The organism is Candidatus Methylacidiphilales bacterium, assembly GCA_028713655.1.
GTDB lineage: Bacteria > Verrucomicrobiota > Verrucomicrobiia > Methylacidiphilales > JAAUTS01 > JAQTNW01.
This window is the reverse complement of record JAQTNW010000016.1, coordinates 13873-29389: the sequence shown is the minus strand read 5'-3', so window position 1 is coordinate 29389 and position 15517 is coordinate 13873. Positions and strand designations below refer to the sequence as shown.

13 protein-coding genes are annotated in these 15517 nt (G+C 56.6%); 9 read left to right on the top strand and 4 right to left on the bottom strand.

Going from position 1 to position 15517, the window contains the following annotated elements; genetic code table 11:
* The 9 genes from glgA (at position 1) to PHD76_06835 (ending at position 10196) form a co-directional block, all read left to right on the top strand.
* Positions 1–1416, top strand: coding sequence for a glycogen synthase GlgA (gene glgA, locus PHD76_06875; GenBank protein ID MDD5261558.1), 1416 nt, complete (start codon positions 1–3; stop codon positions 1414–1416).
* A 5-nt stretch (positions 1417–1421) separates the two neighbouring features.
* Complete coding sequence (locus tag PHD76_06870; protein MDD5261557.1) at positions 1422–2450, top strand: DUF4931 domain-containing protein; 1029 nt, start codon at positions 1422–1424, stop codon at positions 2448–2450.
* Positions 2443–4605 carry a glycoside hydrolase family 57 protein gene (locus PHD76_06865; protein ID MDD5261556.1) on the top strand — a complete coding sequence of 721 codons (2163 nt, stop codon included), beginning with the start codon at positions 2443–2445 and terminating at the stop codon, positions 4603–4605. Before PHD76_06870 ends, PHD76_06865 begins: the two co-directional genes overlap by 8 nt.
* An 11-nt stretch (positions 4606–4616) precedes the next feature.
* The gene (locus PHD76_06860) at positions 4617–6710 is read left to right on the top strand and encodes a DUF1926 domain-containing protein (GenBank protein MDD5261555.1); all 2094 of its coding nucleotides are present in this window, start codon (positions 4617–4619) and stop codon (positions 6708–6710) included.
* 32 nt (positions 6711–6742) lie between these two features.
* On the top strand, positions 6743–7180 hold the full coding sequence (locus PHD76_06855) for a hypothetical protein (GenBank protein MDD5261554.1): 438 nt from the start codon (positions 6743–6745) through the stop codon (positions 7178–7180).
* An 80-nt stretch (positions 7181–7260) separates the two neighbouring features.
* On the top strand, positions 7261–7740 hold the full coding sequence (locus tag PHD76_06850) for an Lrp/AsnC family transcriptional regulator (protein ID MDD5261553.1): 480 nt from the start codon (positions 7261–7263) through the stop codon (positions 7738–7740).
* A 44-nt stretch (positions 7741–7784) separates the two neighbouring features.
* Entirely contained in the window at positions 7785–8963 is a 1179-nt protein-coding gene (locus tag PHD76_06845; GenBank protein ID MDD5261552.1) for an aminotransferase class I/II-fold pyridoxal phosphate-dependent enzyme, read from the top strand.
* A gap of 43 nt (positions 8964–9006) precedes the next feature.
* Positions 9007–9687, top strand: coding sequence for a hypothetical protein (locus PHD76_06840; protein MDD5261551.1), 681 nt, complete (start codon positions 9007–9009; stop codon positions 9685–9687).
* A 50-nt stretch (positions 9688–9737) separates the two neighbouring features.
* Positions 9738–10196, top strand: coding sequence for an acetolactate synthase (locus tag PHD76_06835; GenBank protein ID MDD5261550.1), 459 nt, complete (start codon positions 9738–9740; stop codon positions 10194–10196).
* Between the two features lie 228 nt (positions 10197–10424).
* On the opposite strand, the gene PHD76_06830 is transcribed toward PHD76_06835, so the two are convergent.
* From PHD76_06830 to PHD76_06815, 4 genes are all read right to left on the bottom strand, one after another.
* Entirely contained in the window at positions 10425–11117 is a 693-nt protein-coding gene (locus tag PHD76_06830) for an SDR family NAD(P)-dependent oxidoreductase (GenBank protein ID MDD5261549.1), read from the bottom strand.
* 29 nt (positions 11118–11146) lie between these two features.
* Entirely contained in the window at positions 11147–11785 is a 639-nt protein-coding gene (locus PHD76_06825) for a response regulator (protein ID MDD5261548.1), read from the bottom strand.
* A 53-nt stretch (positions 11786–11838) separates the two neighbouring features.
* Complete coding sequence (locus PHD76_06820; GenBank protein ID MDD5261547.1) at positions 11839–13845, bottom strand: beta-galactosidase; 2007 nt, start codon at positions 13843–13845, stop codon at positions 11839–11841.
* Positions 13846–14033: 188 nt separating this feature from the next.
* Positions 14034–15335 carry a dicarboxylate/amino acid:cation symporter gene (locus PHD76_06815; protein ID MDD5261546.1) on the bottom strand — a complete coding sequence of 434 codons (1302 nt, stop codon included), beginning with the start codon at positions 15333–15335 and terminating at the stop codon, positions 14034–14036.
* Between the last annotated feature and the right edge of the window lie 182 nt (positions 15336–15517).

Below are 15517 nucleotides of genomic sequence, written 5' to 3'. Positions count from 1 at the left end.
ATGAATATCTTATTCGCAGCAAGCGAGGTGACGCCCCATGCCAAGACCGGCGGGCTGGGGGACGTGCTGGCGGCGCTGCCCGCGGTGCTTCGCGCGCGCGGGCACAGCGTGTCGATTGTCGTGCCGCTGTATCGTGAACTCAGGGAATCACTCAAAGAATTGGCGCCAACCGAACTCTCGGTGAAAGTTGAGATGGAGGAGGGGCCGTTGCCGGCGAGGATTTGGGAAGGGGTGACGCGGGACGGGGTCACGTTGTTCGCGGTGGAGCGGGACGAGTTTTTCGACCGCGGGTCGTTGTATGGCACGGACAGCGGGGATTATTTCGACAACGCGGCGCGGTTTATATTTTTTTGCAAGGCGGTGACGGGCCTGGCGGAATGCCTGGAACCGTTGCCGGAAATCCTGCATGCCAATGACTGGCAGACGGCCTTGATTCCCGGCCTGGTGCGGGCCTGGCAACTGCCGTATAAGACGGTTTTGACGGTCCACAACCTGGCCTATCAGGGGATATTTCCAGCAAGAAGTTTCGAGACGTCCGGGCTGGGGGATGATTTTTTCCAGCCGCACTCCTATGAATACTATGGGCGCCTGAATTTGCTCAAAGGTGGCATTCTGCTTGCTGATTCTGTCACCACTGTGAGTCCGAACTATGCGCGCGAGATTCAGGAGGAGGAATTCGGCTGCGGGTTGAACGGCGCCCTGACGGCGCGGACCGGTGACCTGACGGGAATCCTGAACGGGATCGATGCCGATTTATGGAACCCGGAAAGCGATTCCTGGATTGAGGCGAATTATTCCGCGGAAAATCCCGGCGGAAAACGGAAGTGCAAGGAAGCCCTGCTGGCGGAATTTGGGCTGGAAGACGCAGGCAAACCCCTGTTCGGCTGCGTCTCACGGCTCGCGGAGCAAAAGGGGTTTGACCTGATATTGTCGGTGCTGCCCGCCCTGCTGGACGAAGGCGCGCGTTTTATTTTGTTAGGATCGGGAGACCCGGCGCTGGAGGACCGGTTCCGTCAACTGGCCGTCGAACGCCCGGGCCGGGTGGCGGCGCGGATCGGGTTTGATGAAAAACTGGCGCACCGGATCGAGGCGGGCTGCGACTTGTTTCTCATGCCGTCGCGGTTTGAGCCCTGTGGGTTGAACCAGTTTTACAGCATGCGCTACGGCACGGTGCCGGTGGTGCATGATGTGGGCGGGTTGAGCGATTCGGTCCAGGACGGCGGGACCGGGGCCGACGGATTCAAATTCCAGGCCTATACGCCGGAAAGCTTTCTCGCTGCAATCCGGCGCGCACTGGCCGCGTTTGAAAAAAAGAAGGTTTGGGAGCAATTGCAAAAGAACGGGATGTCGCGGAACGACTCGTGGGATTCGCGTGTGCCGTTTTATGAAAAAGTGTATCATCAACTGATCGGATAATATTCATGTCTGAAATCCGCAAAGATCCAGTGACCGGAAGATGGGTGGTGTTCAGCCCGGAGCGGCTGCGCCGCCCCATCCAGTACAATTTCCATCCGGCGGATGACGGCAAGGAAGTGGAAGATCCCTTTATCGAAGGCCGCGAGGCCTTCACGCCGCCGGAGGTTTTTGCGATCCGTGATCCCGGTTCCGCGCCAAACGGGCCGGGCTGGAAGGTGCGGGTGGTGCCGAACCGTTTCCCCGCGTTGCGTGTGGAGGGCGAGTTGAACAAGGAAGCCGTCGGATTTTACGATAAAATGAACGCCATCGGGGCGCATGAGGTGGTGATTGAAACTCCGAAGCCCGATTTGGAGCTGGAGCAGCAGCCGTTGGAAAACGTCGTTCTTGTGTTGAAGGCCTACCGCGCGCGGATCGTGGATTTGATGCGGGACCTGCGCTTTCGCTATCTCCTGCCGTTTAAAAATGTCGGGGTTTTTGCCGGCGCATCGATCCGGCATCCGCACTCCCAGATTATTGCCCTGCCGGTTGTGCCGGTGAATATGAAGGACAAGGTCGATGCCAGCAGCCTGTATTTTGCCCAGAAAGACCGGAATCTATTTGAAGATATCCTGCGGGCGGAAATCAAATCGGGCGAAAGGCTGGTTTTTGAGAATGCGGGCTACGCGGTGTTCTGCCCCTTTGCCTGCCGTTTTCCGTTTGAGGTTTGCATCATGCCCAAGCAGCAGCGCGCGGATTTTCATCTTTGCACCGACCATGAGCTTGTCCTGCTGGCGGACATTCTGAAAAAAATCCTGATGGCCTATCGCATCGGCCTGGAGCGGCCCAGTTACAACCTGATCCTGCACACCGCGCCGATCCGGCGGGGCGGAAGCGAAGACGGGGCGGCGACCGAGTTTGATTTCCGCTGGCACATTGAAATCCTGCCGCGTTTGTCCGGCATTGCCGGGTTTGAATTTGGAACCGGTTTCTATATCAACCCGGTGTTTCCGGAAGTGGCGGCGCGCTTCCTGAAGGAGGTGAAGACCGATGATTAATGTGCTTTTCCTCTGGCACATGCACCAGCCGTATTACGTGGACCCGCTGACCCGGACCGCGCTGATGCCCTGGGTGCGCCTGCACGCGGCGAAGGGGTACCTCGACATGATCGATCTGGCAGGCCGCTATCCCGAACTACGCCTGAATTTTAATTTCACGCCTGTCCTGGTACGGCAATTACAGGAGCTTGCCGGCCGCGAGGTGTCCGATTTGTGGGAGGATTGGAGCCGGAAACCCGCCTCCGCCCTCGAAACGGAAGACAAAAAAAACATCCTGGTCAATTTTTTCAAAATCAACTGCGCCACCTGCATCGAGCCGCATCCCCGCTATCTCCAGCTCCTGGAATTGCGCGGAAGGCAATACAACCCCGCGTCCCTGGCGGAAAGCGCCGCCCTTTTTACAGAACAGGATTATCGCGACCTGCAGGTTTGGTACAATCTGGTCTGGTGCGGTTTCAGCGCGTGCAAACGATACCCGGAACTGGCCGAATTGAAAAGAAAGGGGCGTGATTTCACCGAGGCGGAAAAATTGCGGGTACTGGACATCCACCGCGAAATCATCAGCCAGGTGCTCGGACTTTACCGCGAGGCGCAGGAAGAACACCGCGTGGAAATCACCACCACGCCGTTTTTCCACCCGATCATGCCGTTGGTGTATGACACAGATTTTGCGACGCGCTGCATGCCAGGGCGTGAATTGCCTCCCCGTTTTTCAGCCCCGGAGGATGTCAGGGCCCAACTGCGGCTGGCGCAGGAGTTGCATGAAAAAACATTCGGACGCCGGGCCCGCGGGTTGTGGCCGTCCGAGGGATCCGTGGCTCCCGAGTTGTTGCCCTTGTTCGCCGAGGCGGGGATTGAATATTTTTGCACGGACGAGGAGGTTCTGTTCCGGAGCCTGGCGCTGGATCCGGTCCACAACAGCCGGAAGGTCAATCATCTCGAGTTGTTTCAAGGCTGGGAATTTGAGTGCATGGGAGCGCGGGTCAAGGGCATGTTCCGCGAGCGGCCACTCTCGGATTTTATCGGATTCAACTCGGCGCGGAACTCAGCCCGCGATTCCGCTGATTACCTGGTTCATCACCTTGAACATCTCGCAGACGTGGTTCCCGAAAAAAGCGGGGCGGTTTTGCTGGCCCTGGACGGCGAGAATGCGTGGGAAGCGTTCGCCGACGGCGGGGAACAGTTCCTGTCAACCTTCTACGAGGGTATTTTGCGCAGCGGAAAACTGGCCGTGCGACGGCTGGGGGATTATTTTGACGAAGCGGGGGATTGTCCCAAGGCGTCCGCGCTGCACACGGGTTCGTGGATCCATGGCGACTTTGACATCTGGATTGGCGACCCGGAGGAGAACCGGGCATGGGAATGGCTGGCAAAGACACGCGAATTTTTAGTGCAGGCAATCAGTCAGGGATTGGACGAGAAAAAGCGCGCGGAAGCGTGGCTTGAAATTTATGCCGCCGAAGGCAGCGACTGGTTTTGGTGGTATGGCCCCGATTTTCAGAACGACAGCGATCTTTTGTTTGACGGGCTTTTCCGGAAACATTTGCAAAATGTGTACCGCCTGGCCGGGGTCCCGGTGCCGCAGCATCTGGAAGTGCCGATCCGGCAGCGCGGAGTGCAGTCCGCGTATGTCAAGCCCGCGAGCTATATCCATCCGGTGTTGAACGGGCGCGACGGGGGTTATTATGACTGGCTGGGTTCCGGCTATTTGGATGTCCGCCAGCAGCAGACGGCCATGTTCCAGTCCGGGCGTGCGGGGAAAGCGATCTATTTTGGTTTCAACGAAACCGATTTCTTTTTCCGCTTTGATTACGAGGAAACACCGCCGGATGGCCTGGTGCTGGTCTTTTGCAAGCCCGCGCACAATCGCGTTGTGATCGAGCGCAAGGACCGCGATTATCAAGCCCGGGTGGAAGCCAGCGATGACGGTGTGCGGTTCAATCCGGTTGCGACAGCGGTCAAGGTGCGGCACGGGGCGAGGATTGAGATGTCGATGCCGCTGGCGGCCCTGGGAGTGGTTGCGGCGGATGTGCCGGTGGCGTTTCAGGTGCGGGTTTTAAAGGACGGGGTGGAACTGGAGCGTTATCCGGAACGGGGATTGATTGAGTTCAAAGGCCCTTCGCCCCAGTTTGGTTTGCATAATTGGTTTATTTGAGGGTCTCTTTCATGAAGTATGTCAACCTGCAGATTGCGCTGCATCATCACCAGCCGGTTGGGAACCCGCCCGGTGTCCTGGAGGACTGTTTCCGCAAGTGTTATGGGCCGATTCTCGATGCGATAGAGCGCCATCCCCGGCTGAAGTTCAATCTTTCCTATTCGGGGCCGCTCCTGCTTTTTTTTGAGAAAAACCACCCGGAATACCTCGAAAAGCTGAAATGGCTTATAGCGGCGCGTCAGGTTGAGGTTTTATCGGACGGATTTTACGAACCGATTTTTGCTGAAATTGGGGAGGATGACCGGCGGGACCAGATCCGGCTCATGCATGAATGGATGGATTCGCGACTCGGCATAACGCCGAAGGGAATCTGGCTGGCCGAAGGCGTCTGGGAAAATTCATTGGCCGCCACCTTTCACCGGGCGGGCCTGGATTATACGCTCATCGGAGGCGAACATTTCATCCAGGCGGGCGTCCCCGAAGCCGATTTGCACGGATACCATGTGACCGAACATTTCGGACGGGTCTTGCGGTTGTTTCCCCGGGATTCGAATTTGCACCGCCTGATTCCCTACGGCGCCGTTGAAGAATTGATCGCGTACCTTCGGCGCATGGCCAATCGCGGGCTTGGCCTGAGCCTGACATTCTATGACCATGCGGAACGCTGGGGGGTTTGGCCCGGCAGTCATGAAAAGGTGCAGCAATCCGGCTGCATGGACCGGTTATTTGCCGTTTTGAGCGAGGCCGGGGACTGGTTGAGGCTCAAGACGTTTACGGAGGTGCTGGCCGGGGAGCCTCCGCGCGGGCGCTGTTATATTCCCGCCGGTCCGGGCACGGAACTGGGCATGTGGTCATTGCCGGATGAAAGCCGCAAGCAATTTGTCAGTGCCCGGCAGAACCTGGAGCAGAGGCACGATGCCGGGCGTTTCCTGCCGTTTTTCCGGGCGGGTTCCTGGGGCGGGTTCCGGGGCCGTTATTTCGAATCGAACCTGATGGAAAAAAAGGGGCTCTGGCTGAAGTCGCATCTGGATGAGGCGCCCGCCGCGGACCGGGAGGCGGTCCGTGATTTGCTCTGGCAATGTCAGTGCAACACGGCCTACTGGCACGGCACGTCCGGCGGCATTTATCTGCCCGGCCTGCGACAGGCCATCTGGCGGCGCCTGCTGGAGGCGCAAACCCGGATTTGGCGCAATCTGACTGACTTTTTACTTGAGATAACCGATTTTGATGCGGATGGGCGCGAGGAGGTGCAGGTTTCCAACTCCAGGATTTCCATGGGCCTGGCGCCCGAGCGCGGCGGCAGTGTCTTTGAATTTTCACTTCTGCCTCCGCGGCATAATCTGGCGAACACGCTGACGCGCCGCCCGGAGTCGGATTTGAACAAAGGGGATTCCGCCCGGCCCGATGTTTCAGATCCCGCCCATTTCTTCGATACGGTTGAGCGTCGCTGTTTCCTGGATCGATTTTTCAACAGGCATACCACAACCGAGGAGCTCAACCAGGGCCGGTTCCGGGAGTTGGGCGATTTTGCAAACGGGAGCTACAGGCTGGTCCGGGCGGAAAAAGCAGGAGGCGGTGTTGAGGTGGAATTGGAGCGGTTGGGCGGGTTTTTTCAAAGTGGTGCCAGGCAGGCTCTGAGGGTGGGGAAAACCTACCGTTGGGAAGCGGATGGATCCAGCTTCAGCCTGCGTTACAAGATCAGGAACGAAGGCCAATTGCGGGTGGAATCGTGTTTTTCAACGGAAATGAATTTTTTTGTCCCCTTGAACGATACCGGGCTGGACCGTGTGGTTTTGCCCGGGAAAATCCATTTGTTGGACGAATCCTGGTATGAAGGCCAGTCGCAAACCCTTGAAATCCAAGGCGGCAGCTCGGGTTTTGCGCTTTCCGTCCGCGCGGACCAACCTGTTGTGCTCTGGTCTTATCCGGTCTTAGGCAAGAGCGAGGCCGACATGGGAAGTCCGCTGGTGCGCCAGGGCAATGCCTGGTTGTGCGGCTGGCAGCTTGATTTAAAACCCGAAGAAGAAGCTTCCTACGAGTTGAAATTTGAGCTCACGCAATTGGCTGAGAAAAAGTTTGAAAATATCCGAGGGGAATTTTCGTGACGCGTGTGAGATAAGCAGGCTAAGTTCAAGCTATGAGATTCCCGTTCGTCATCTTATTTTGTGCCGTCATTGCGGGCTGTGCGTCGAGCAGCCCTGATTATTATGCTTCCCCGCAGTACACCACGGATGCCAATGGCCAGCCCGTGGCGGATGGAACTGTTCCGCCCGGCCAACAACCGGCCACTGGAACCACTGCCCAAACCAGCAATTCGACGCCTGTTTATAACCAACAGAAACCAGCATCCAGCGAACCGAAACCGTGGTCCAATTCATCCGCAACTCCCGCCAATGCCGCCAGTCCGTCCACGGCCCAACAGGCCAAATACCCGCTCGCAACCAAAGTTTCAGGCAAGCCGGGAATCGTACGCAGTCCCTATGCGCAGTATGCCGGCGATGTGGACGTGCGCGGAATCGCTCCCGGCACCCAGGTGCGTTGCCCCTATACCGGCAAGATATTCATCGTGCCCTGAGCGTTTCTGTCCCTCTTGATAGAGGGGATTTCCAAAAACCCGCTCTGGCCAAGTGGCCTGCAATCTCCTATACTGCTTCCATGCACGAGATTCTGAATATATTGGAAAATGACGCCCTGACGTCACCGGAAAAAATCGGCCAGATGCTGAAACGCCCGGTGGAAGAGGTGCGCCGCCAGATCAAACAGATGGAGGAGGACCGGGTCATTCTGGGCTACAAGGCCCTTGTGGACGATGAAAAAGCCAACCGCAACATGGTCCGGGCCGTCATTGAAGTCAAAATCACGCCAGAACGCGAGGGCGGATTCAATCGGCTGGCCGCGCGCATTGCCAAATATGAGGAAGTAAAGACCTGCTATCTCATGAGCGGAGGCTACGATTTGCTGGTTATTGTCGAAGGGGCGGACTTGAAAAAAGTCGCCACCTTTGTCTCGGAAAAGCTCGCCACCATACATGGGGTTCTTTCCACCGCCACGCATTTCATGCTGAAGACCTACAAGGAGCAGGGCGCGCTTTTTGCCGAGGAAACATTCGAGGAACGCCTTAAAGTTTCACCGTAAAGCAGGAACAGCCTTGCCAAACAGGCAATAGCTTCATTACCGGTATGAAAACAGAGAACCATTCCACATCGCATGTGGCGCGGCATGTCCAAAAAATTCCGCGCAGCGGCATCCGCGATTTTTTTGAAATTGTGCAGTCGATGTCCGACGTCATTTCGCTCGGCATCGGGGAGCCGGATTTTGTCACGCCCTGGCATATCCGTGAGGCCGCGATTTACGCGCTCGAACGCGGCAAGACCGGCTACACCTCGAACCTGGGAACCCCCGCATTGAGGCGGGAAATCTCCGCCTTTGTGGGAAAGCGGTATGGCGTTGAATACGACTGGAAGAGCGAGGTGCTTGTTTCGGTTGGCGTTTCCGAGGCGTTGGATATCGCGTTGCGCGCCATTATCAACCCCGGCGACGAGATTCTTTACCACGAGCCCTGTTATGTTTCCTATAATCCCAGCGTTGTGCTGGCGCATGGCCGTCCGGTGGCGGTACCCACCCGCGCGGAAGACGGGTTTGTCTTGAAGGCGGAAGATATCCGCCGTGTATTGACGCCCAAAAGCCGCGCGCTCATGTTGAATTTCCCGACCAATCCCACGGGGGCGATCCTGCCACGCAGCGAACAGGAAAAAATCGCGGAGCTTTGCATCGAGCATGATCTTGTCGTGTTGACGGATGAGATTTATTCAGACTTGAGTTATGAGGGGGAATTGCCCTCAATTGCCAGCGTGCCGGGCATGCGCGAAAGGACGGTGTTCCTCAACGGCTTCAGCAAGGCGTATGCGATGACCGGGTTCCGGATCGGGTATGCCTGCGCACCGGCCGAGTTGACCGAGGCCATGATGCGGGTCCACCAATATTCGATGCTCTGCGCGTCTATTATCAGCCAGGAAGCGGCTGTGGAAGCCCTGCGAAACGGAGATGCAGCCATGCAGTCCATGCGCGAGGAATACCGCAGGCGCCGGAATTTTCTGGTGCATCATTTCAAGAACATGGGCTTGCCCTGCCATGAGCCCAAAGGGGCGTTTTATCTGTTTCCGGACATCCGTTCCACCGGCCTGGGAAGCAGGGAATTTGCCATCCGCTTGCTGGAGGAAAAAAAGGTGGCTGTGGTGCCGGGCGATGCATTCGGCCCCTGCGGTGAAGGTTTTGTGCGCTGCAGCTACGCCACGGCCATGGACCAGTTGGAGACAGCCGTCGAAAGGATCGCGGATTTTGTCAAGGGCCGGAAATGACCGGGAGCGTTCCGATTTTCAAAAAGTTTGAGGACGCCCCCCGATGATCCTTTGGGTTGACCTGCCGACGATCCTGACCCTGGCGGGGCTGGAGGTTGTTTTGTCGGCTGACAATGCGGTGGTGCTCGCCGCCCTGGCCCAAACGTTGCGGCCGGACCTCCAGAAGCGGGCGCTGTTTTACGGCCTTCTGGGGGCTTTTATACTCCGGTTTCTTGCAATCCTTTGCGCGAAATGGATCATCCAATTCTGGTTTTTGCAGGTAGCAGGCGGGGCTTACCTGATCTGGCTGGCGGCGGCCCATATCATGGGGCCAGCGAAAAAAAAAGGCGAACCCAAGGCCGGAAATTTTGGATTTTGGGGCGTTGTTGTTGCCATCGAATTGACAGACATGGCCTTTGCGGCCGATTCGGTCCTGGCGGCTGTGGGCATGTCCACCAAGCTTTGGGTGATCTACATCGGAGCCATGTCGGGCCTGATAGCCATGCGGTTTGCGGCTGTTGTGATTTTGGGCCTTCTCAAGCGGTTCCCCGCGCTGGTTGTCTATGCCTATGTGTTGGTGGCGTGGATCGGATTGAAGCTGGTTTTCCAAGGTTGTGCGGGACGGCTTTGGAACAGCGCGTTGCACTTTTCCACGGAACAATTCTGGTTTGTCATGGGATTGATCATGTTGGCGGCGCTGGTTCACGGGCTGCGGGCGTGGCATCATGGCAAACGGAGTATTTAACCGCATCACTGCGGATTGCTTTTTCCGCCGGAAGTGGTTAAATGGACGGTGTGGCGAAGGAAACCCTAAAATCAGCCCAGCCCGAGCCTGTGAAACAGTTTTCCATTTTCACGGAAAACAAGGTCGGACGCCTTATCGAAATCATCAAACTCTTTGCCGACCGCGAAATTCATGTGGTGGCGTTGACGGTCCTGGATACGACCGACAGCTCGATTTTGCGCATGGTCGTGGATGATCCCGACGGTGCCCGCCAGGTGTTGCGCGAGCAGGGCATTGTCTTTGTCGAGACTGACCTGTTGGTCGTTGAGTTTGATGCCGCAACGGATTTGCAAAAGATCCTGGCTGCTTTGCTGCAGGCCGAGATCAATATTCATTACACCTATTCGTTTCTTGTCCGGCCGAAAAGCAAATCGGCTTTGGCGATGCATTTGGAAGACACCGAGATTGGAACCCAGGTGCTGATGCGGCAGGGGTTCCGGGTGCTGGTGCAGGGGGATATCTCGCGCTGAACTTGGATTTCAAAAGCACCTTCTCACTCGAAGGTGCGAAGAAAAAACAAAGAGTTGAATTTGAACCACGGATAAACACGGATTTACACAGATAGGCGCAGATTTTAGAGTTTGGGATTTAAGTTTTCCTTTGCGCTTTTGTGTCTTTGCCCGAGAACCCATTTTTGTTGCTTGTTAAATACAGTTCAGACGTTCTTCGTGTCTTGGTGACTTCGTGGTTCAACCAGCTTAATCTGTCGCTCCGGGTACGCTGAGGGAATTCCCATTGTTTTTGGAGCCAAGCTTCTGGATATAAGGCCCGGCCTTTTTGATCCAGAGTTCCGGCGCCGGATAGGCGGATGCCCCATCCGCCCAGCAGGATCTTAGCATGTCGGTATCGATAATTCCGGGATTGAGGGCCACTGCAGCCATGCCTTGCGGCAGCTCCTGGGCAAGGGCCTGGGTCAGGCCTTCGATTGCCCATTTGGTGGCGCAGTAGGGTGCGACCTCCGGCGATGTGGAGCGGCCCCAGCCGGAACTGAAATTCACAACGACCCCGCGTTTCCGCGCCGCCATGGCGGGCACAAAATGCCGGATGACATTTGCCGTTCCCTTGATGTTCACGTCGATGACCGGATCAAATTCCACGGCCTCAATTTCCCAGAGCGGCCTGGTCGGGTTCATTAGCGCCGCATTGTTCAGCAGGAAATCCGGAGGGCCGTAGGATTCGAGTACGTGCCGGGCCCAATTCCTGACTTCAGAGTCGTTGGCGATATCAACTTTTTGGAACAAGTGAGGCTCGGCCAGCTCGGCATTCAAGGCGTCGATTTTGTCCTGGGACCGTCCGCAGCCGATGACGGTGTGCCCTTCGCTCGCGAAATAGCGGGTGAGCGCCAGGCCCAGTCCGCGGGTGGCTCCGGTAATGACGATGAGTTTGGACATAAGCAGAAAACTTGTGTGCCGGATGAATTTTAGGTTGCTGAAGGTGAATCGGGGATGGCGCCGTGGATCACCGCCAGCATGTCTCCAAGGCTGCAGGGTTTGTGAATGTAACCCGCGAAACCGTTATCGCGGGCCTGTTGATTGATTTCCCGCTCCGGGAAACCGCTGATCAGGAGCCCGGTCGCCTTCGGATTGATCCTTTTCATCTCGGTAAACGCTTCGATCCCGTTGAGTTTTGGCATGGTCAGATCCAGCAAAACCAGCTGAATGTCAGCGGCAGATTGCCGGTAGAGATTCACCGCAACTTCGCCATCCGAGGCTGTCAGGACCGTGTATCCTGTTTTTTCCAGCGTGAACTTCAACATGTCGCGCATCATTGCATCATCCTCCGCGATCAGGATGGTGCCTTTGGCTTTTGCCGGAGGAGTTTCGGGAGGGTCGGGAATCGGTTCGTGTGAGGACGAGGGAGTGCCTTCCATTTCGGCGCTGATGGAAATGGCGCTTTGGACCGCCTCATGGATTTGTTCCAGGTGGAGGCGCAGCTTGGATTCTTTCGGCGCTTCCAGGAGGGCCAGGTAAATGTGGCCGCGAATGGCCATGAGATTGTTGTTGAGATCGTGGATGATCTTTCTGGCCTTTGAAATCTCAAGTTCCTGCTCTTGGGGCATGCCGCCACGTTAGTATAAATTATAAAAATGCCAATCAATCTTTGTGAGAAATCTTATTTCTTTGCGTCCAATCCTTCAGCCGCGATTTCCCACCAGAGCGTTTTTTGTTCCGGTGAAAGTTCGATGCTCAGCGTGCCGTTTCCGCTTTTCAATGGCACTTCGCTTTTTCTCGCGCCCCGCTCATCCAGGGCCCATGCCTTGTATTTCCCAGACAGGGACAGCGTGATTGTGGCCGGTATGCCTTCCAGCCTAGACGGGGCTTTCCCGTAATCGCTGCCAACGCTGTTTCTCGACGCGTCCTTCCAGTGCATGTCCGTGTTTTCCACACTGCCGGTGGCGGTGACCAGCAATCGTGTGGCCGTTTTGAAATCCGCTCCTTCCATCACTGTGACCGTCAATGCCGCCCAATTCTGAAGGGTTGCGCCGGGGATGATGCTCACGCCGCCGAGGTCTATCGTTTCCCCGGAGTGCAATGTCCCCACCACGCACACGGATTTTGGACTTTTGATGAGCATCCTGCGTGAAGTTGGATCCCATGTGAGTTCGCCGTTGTCGCTGGCTATGCCGGACGTTTCGCTTTTGGCGACCAGGGAAACGGGTGTTGTTGCATTCCCGATTCGCATCGCCACCGGATGTTGAAATGTTTCCCCGCGCCGGATTCCGTAAGCACTGGCATTCGACCATGAGTTGCTTTTGTCAACCAACTCAACGGCGTCGTCGAGTGTCGTTTCTGCGATGTGCGGTTCCGGCGCTTGGATATCGCCGCGCAAAAACAACGCCACAGCGGCGGGAAGAGTGGTCATTTTTGTAGGATGCTGATCGATGTCGAAAAAGTTCGGAATGCGCTCTGCATCCCACTGATCCATGCGATGCGAATAGGCGAACGCGAAGACGCCGTCCCAGTCCTGCAGGGCCGCCACCGCGCAGAGTTCGAGGAATGCCTCGCTCGAATAGGTGTTAGGCGCCGGGTGATTGTACTCGGTCACGATGAACGGTTTGTCGGCCACCCGCATCATGGCCAGGCCGGGCAGAGTACCGCCATTGGGTTCGCCGGCCATCGGAATGTTATTGACGGTCCAATCGTTTGGGTCCCAGGGCCGGTGCGGAAAATGAGGATGCTGCCAGTAGGCGTGCGCATCCACAACGTCGAGCATCGCCTGGATGGGCCACGGACTGTATCCAGCCGCCGAGCCGACCACGAGGCTATGGGCATGAAGTTCGTCCCGGATAAACTGCCGCATGCCAGTCCAATAACCCATCTCGGTGTCGAAAAGAAAGCGATGCCAGTCGCGTTGCGCGGCGGGCGGGCGCGAGGTGATTTCTTTTCGTTGAAAAATATTAATTTCTCCAAGGCGGGGTGAAATATCTGCGGAGCCGGCGTTGGCGTCCTGGTTCCAGCTTGCTGCGAGCTTTTGGTCCGAGCCGTACTTTTTTGAAAGCCATTCGTTCCACTGGCGGCGGAGATCCGCGGCATAGGGGTCGGGCATTGCATCAAGCGCTTTATTGTTCCACTCGTTCATGAGTCCGTTCTCGTTGTTGATTTCGACGAAAGCGACGGCGGGTTCATCCGTGTAGGCCATGCCGGTGTAGGGGTTAAGATGCGTGAGCAGCGCCTGCGCGTACTCGTGTTGCAGCGCGATCATGGGCGGAAAAAAATTGTCAACGCCCTTGAAATAACCCGGTGCGCCTTCCCATTTTTTGAACCCCGGATATTCGCGTCCCACATGCAGGTTCAGGTCTGTGTAGATTCCGTTTTTCTTGAGTTGGGCGATGAAGTAATCCAGACGATCCAGCATTTCGGGATCGAGCGTACGCTTGTCCTTCTGCAGGAGCCCGTTTGGCGTGATGCCGGTGTCCATGTGATGAAACCGCACGCAGTTGATTCCAAACTTCGCCATGCGCGCCGCGATTTTTTCAGCGTCCGGATGTGTGGGAAAGTTTCCGCCGAATGCGACATTTACCCCGAAAAACCGGATCCGCTTTTCCCCCGCAAAGAGATGACCGCCGCGCGCCTCAACAAATCCATGCGCGCCCGCGGGTTTGTCCGACCAATCGCTCACGTTTGCAACGCTGGGTCCCGCATCATCCCACGGCAGAACGAATGGGAACAGATCGGAAGCGAAAGCGGAGTGAGAGGCCCACAATAGCGCCCAGATCGCAATAATGAGGGCGCATCGTGTGGCACACGCGTTGCCGCAGGAAGGACGGGACAAAAATTTATAAAGAATCAAGGGTGCTTCCTAATGGTTCATACTGTTTCCACGGAAAGATCGACAATGCTGCCCGGTTTTGCAAGCGACTCTCTTAATGCGCCAGCCTCGACCTCGTTTTCCCAGCGGCTGATGACCAGGGTCGCCACGCCATTTCCAATGAGGTTGGTCAGCGCACGGCATTCGCTCATAAACTTGTCGATTCCGACCAGGAGGGCGAGCGATTGGATTGGAATGGAGGGTACGGAAGCCAGCGTTGCGGCCAGGGTGATGAATCCGGCCCCGGTCACTCCGCTGGCGCCTTTCGATGAGATCATTGCGACAAGAAGCAGCGTGATTTGTTGTCCCAGCCCCAGCGGGGTGTCAGTTGCCTGCGCGAGAAAAATCGCCGCCATCGCGATGTAAATATTGGTTCCGTCGAGGTTGAAACTGTATCCGGTCGGGATCACGAAGCCGACGGTCGATTCCGCACAGCCGAGCCGGCGCATTTTTTCGAGCATGCCCGGCAGCGCGGGTTCCGAGGAACTGGTGCCGAGCGTCAGAAAAATCTCCTCCCGCATGTAGCTGATCAAACGGAAAATGGAGAAACCGGCGAACCATGAAACCATTCCCAGAACAACGACTACAAAAAGTCCGGCCGTCAGATAAAATCCGGCCATCAGGGCCAGCAACTGGCGGAGCGCGCCCAGCCCGTAACTTCCCACCGTGAAACTCATGGCGCCAAGGGCCGCCAGAGGCGCCGCCTGTACGATGATCCGCATGATTCCGAAAAATACTTTTCCGCCCTGCTCGATGACATGCAGAACATGACGGCCCGGCGCGCCCATCGGGACAATGGCGAAAGCAGCCAGAATGGAGACCAGAAGGACCTGCAGGATGTCACCCGTCGCGAAGGCATCGAAGAAGGATCTTGGAACAATGTTTAATACAAAATCGACAACGGTTTGCGCATGCGCCTTCTCGGCGTAGGCGCCTGCGAGGCCCGGGTCCAGCTTGGAGGAGTCGATGTGAAGCCCGGCGCCGGGCTTGAGGGTATTGACCACGATCAGCCCAATGATCAGGGCAACCGTCGAGAGGACCTCAAAATAAACCAGGGTCTTGATGCCGATCCGACCCAGCCTCCGTAAATCCCCCATCGAGGCGATGCCGTGTACAACGGTGCAAAAAATGATCGGAGCGATAATCATCCGGATGAGCCGGATGAACCCGTCGCCGAGCGGTTTCAGTGACTTGCCCAGGTCCGGGAAAAAGAAGCCGAGCAGGATTCCCGCAAACACCGCGATCAGAACCTGGATGTACAGAATCCGGTACCACGGTTTTTTATCGGGGAAGTCGGACATGGTTGTTCTCTCGATATCAGGCGGTGTGACCGGTAACAAGCATTTTCAGGGCTGGCGTTGGCTCGCCCCTTCGGGGCTTTATGAAGGGGAAATGTTTTTGGGATGCAGGATGAATGACCGCGGACTGCGTCATCGCGAGAAACCAAACCTTTCAAAAAGGTGTTTTGAGCAGGAATGAACGT

Coding starts and splice junctions, on each gene's coding strand:
- glgA (MDD5261558.1), top strand. CDS start 1: ATGAATATCTTATTCGCAGCAAGCGAGGTGACGCCCCATGCCAAGACC.
- PHD76_06870 (MDD5261557.1), top strand. CDS start 1,422: ATGTCTGAAATCCGCAAAGATCCAGTGACCGGAAGATGGGTGGTGTTC.
- PHD76_06865 (MDD5261556.1), top strand. CDS start 2,443: ATGATTAATGTGCTTTTCCTCTGGCACATGCACCAGCCGTATTACGTG.
- PHD76_06860 (MDD5261555.1), top strand. CDS start 4,617: ATGAAGTATGTCAACCTGCAGATTGCGCTGCATCATCACCAGCCGGTT.
- PHD76_06855 (MDD5261554.1), top strand. CDS start 6,743: ATGAGATTCCCGTTCGTCATCTTATTTTGTGCCGTCATTGCGGGCTGT.
- PHD76_06850 (MDD5261553.1), top strand. CDS start 7,261: ATGCACGAGATTCTGAATATATTGGAAAATGACGCCCTGACGTCACCG.
- PHD76_06845 (MDD5261552.1), top strand. CDS start 7,785: ATGAAAACAGAGAACCATTCCACATCGCATGTGGCGCGGCATGTCCAA.
- PHD76_06840 (MDD5261551.1), top strand. CDS start 9,007: ATGATCCTTTGGGTTGACCTGCCGACGATCCTGACCCTGGCGGGGCTG.
- PHD76_06830 (MDD5261549.1), bottom strand. CDS start 11,117: ATGTCCAAACTCATCGTCATTACCGGAGCCACCCGCGGACTGGGCCTG.
- PHD76_06825 (MDD5261548.1), bottom strand. CDS start 11,785: ATGCCCCAAGAGCAGGAACTTGAGATTTCAAAGGCCAGAAAGATCATC.
- PHD76_06815 (MDD5261546.1), bottom strand. CDS start 15,335: ATGTCCGACTTCCCCGATAAAAAACCGTGGTACCGGATTCTGTACATC.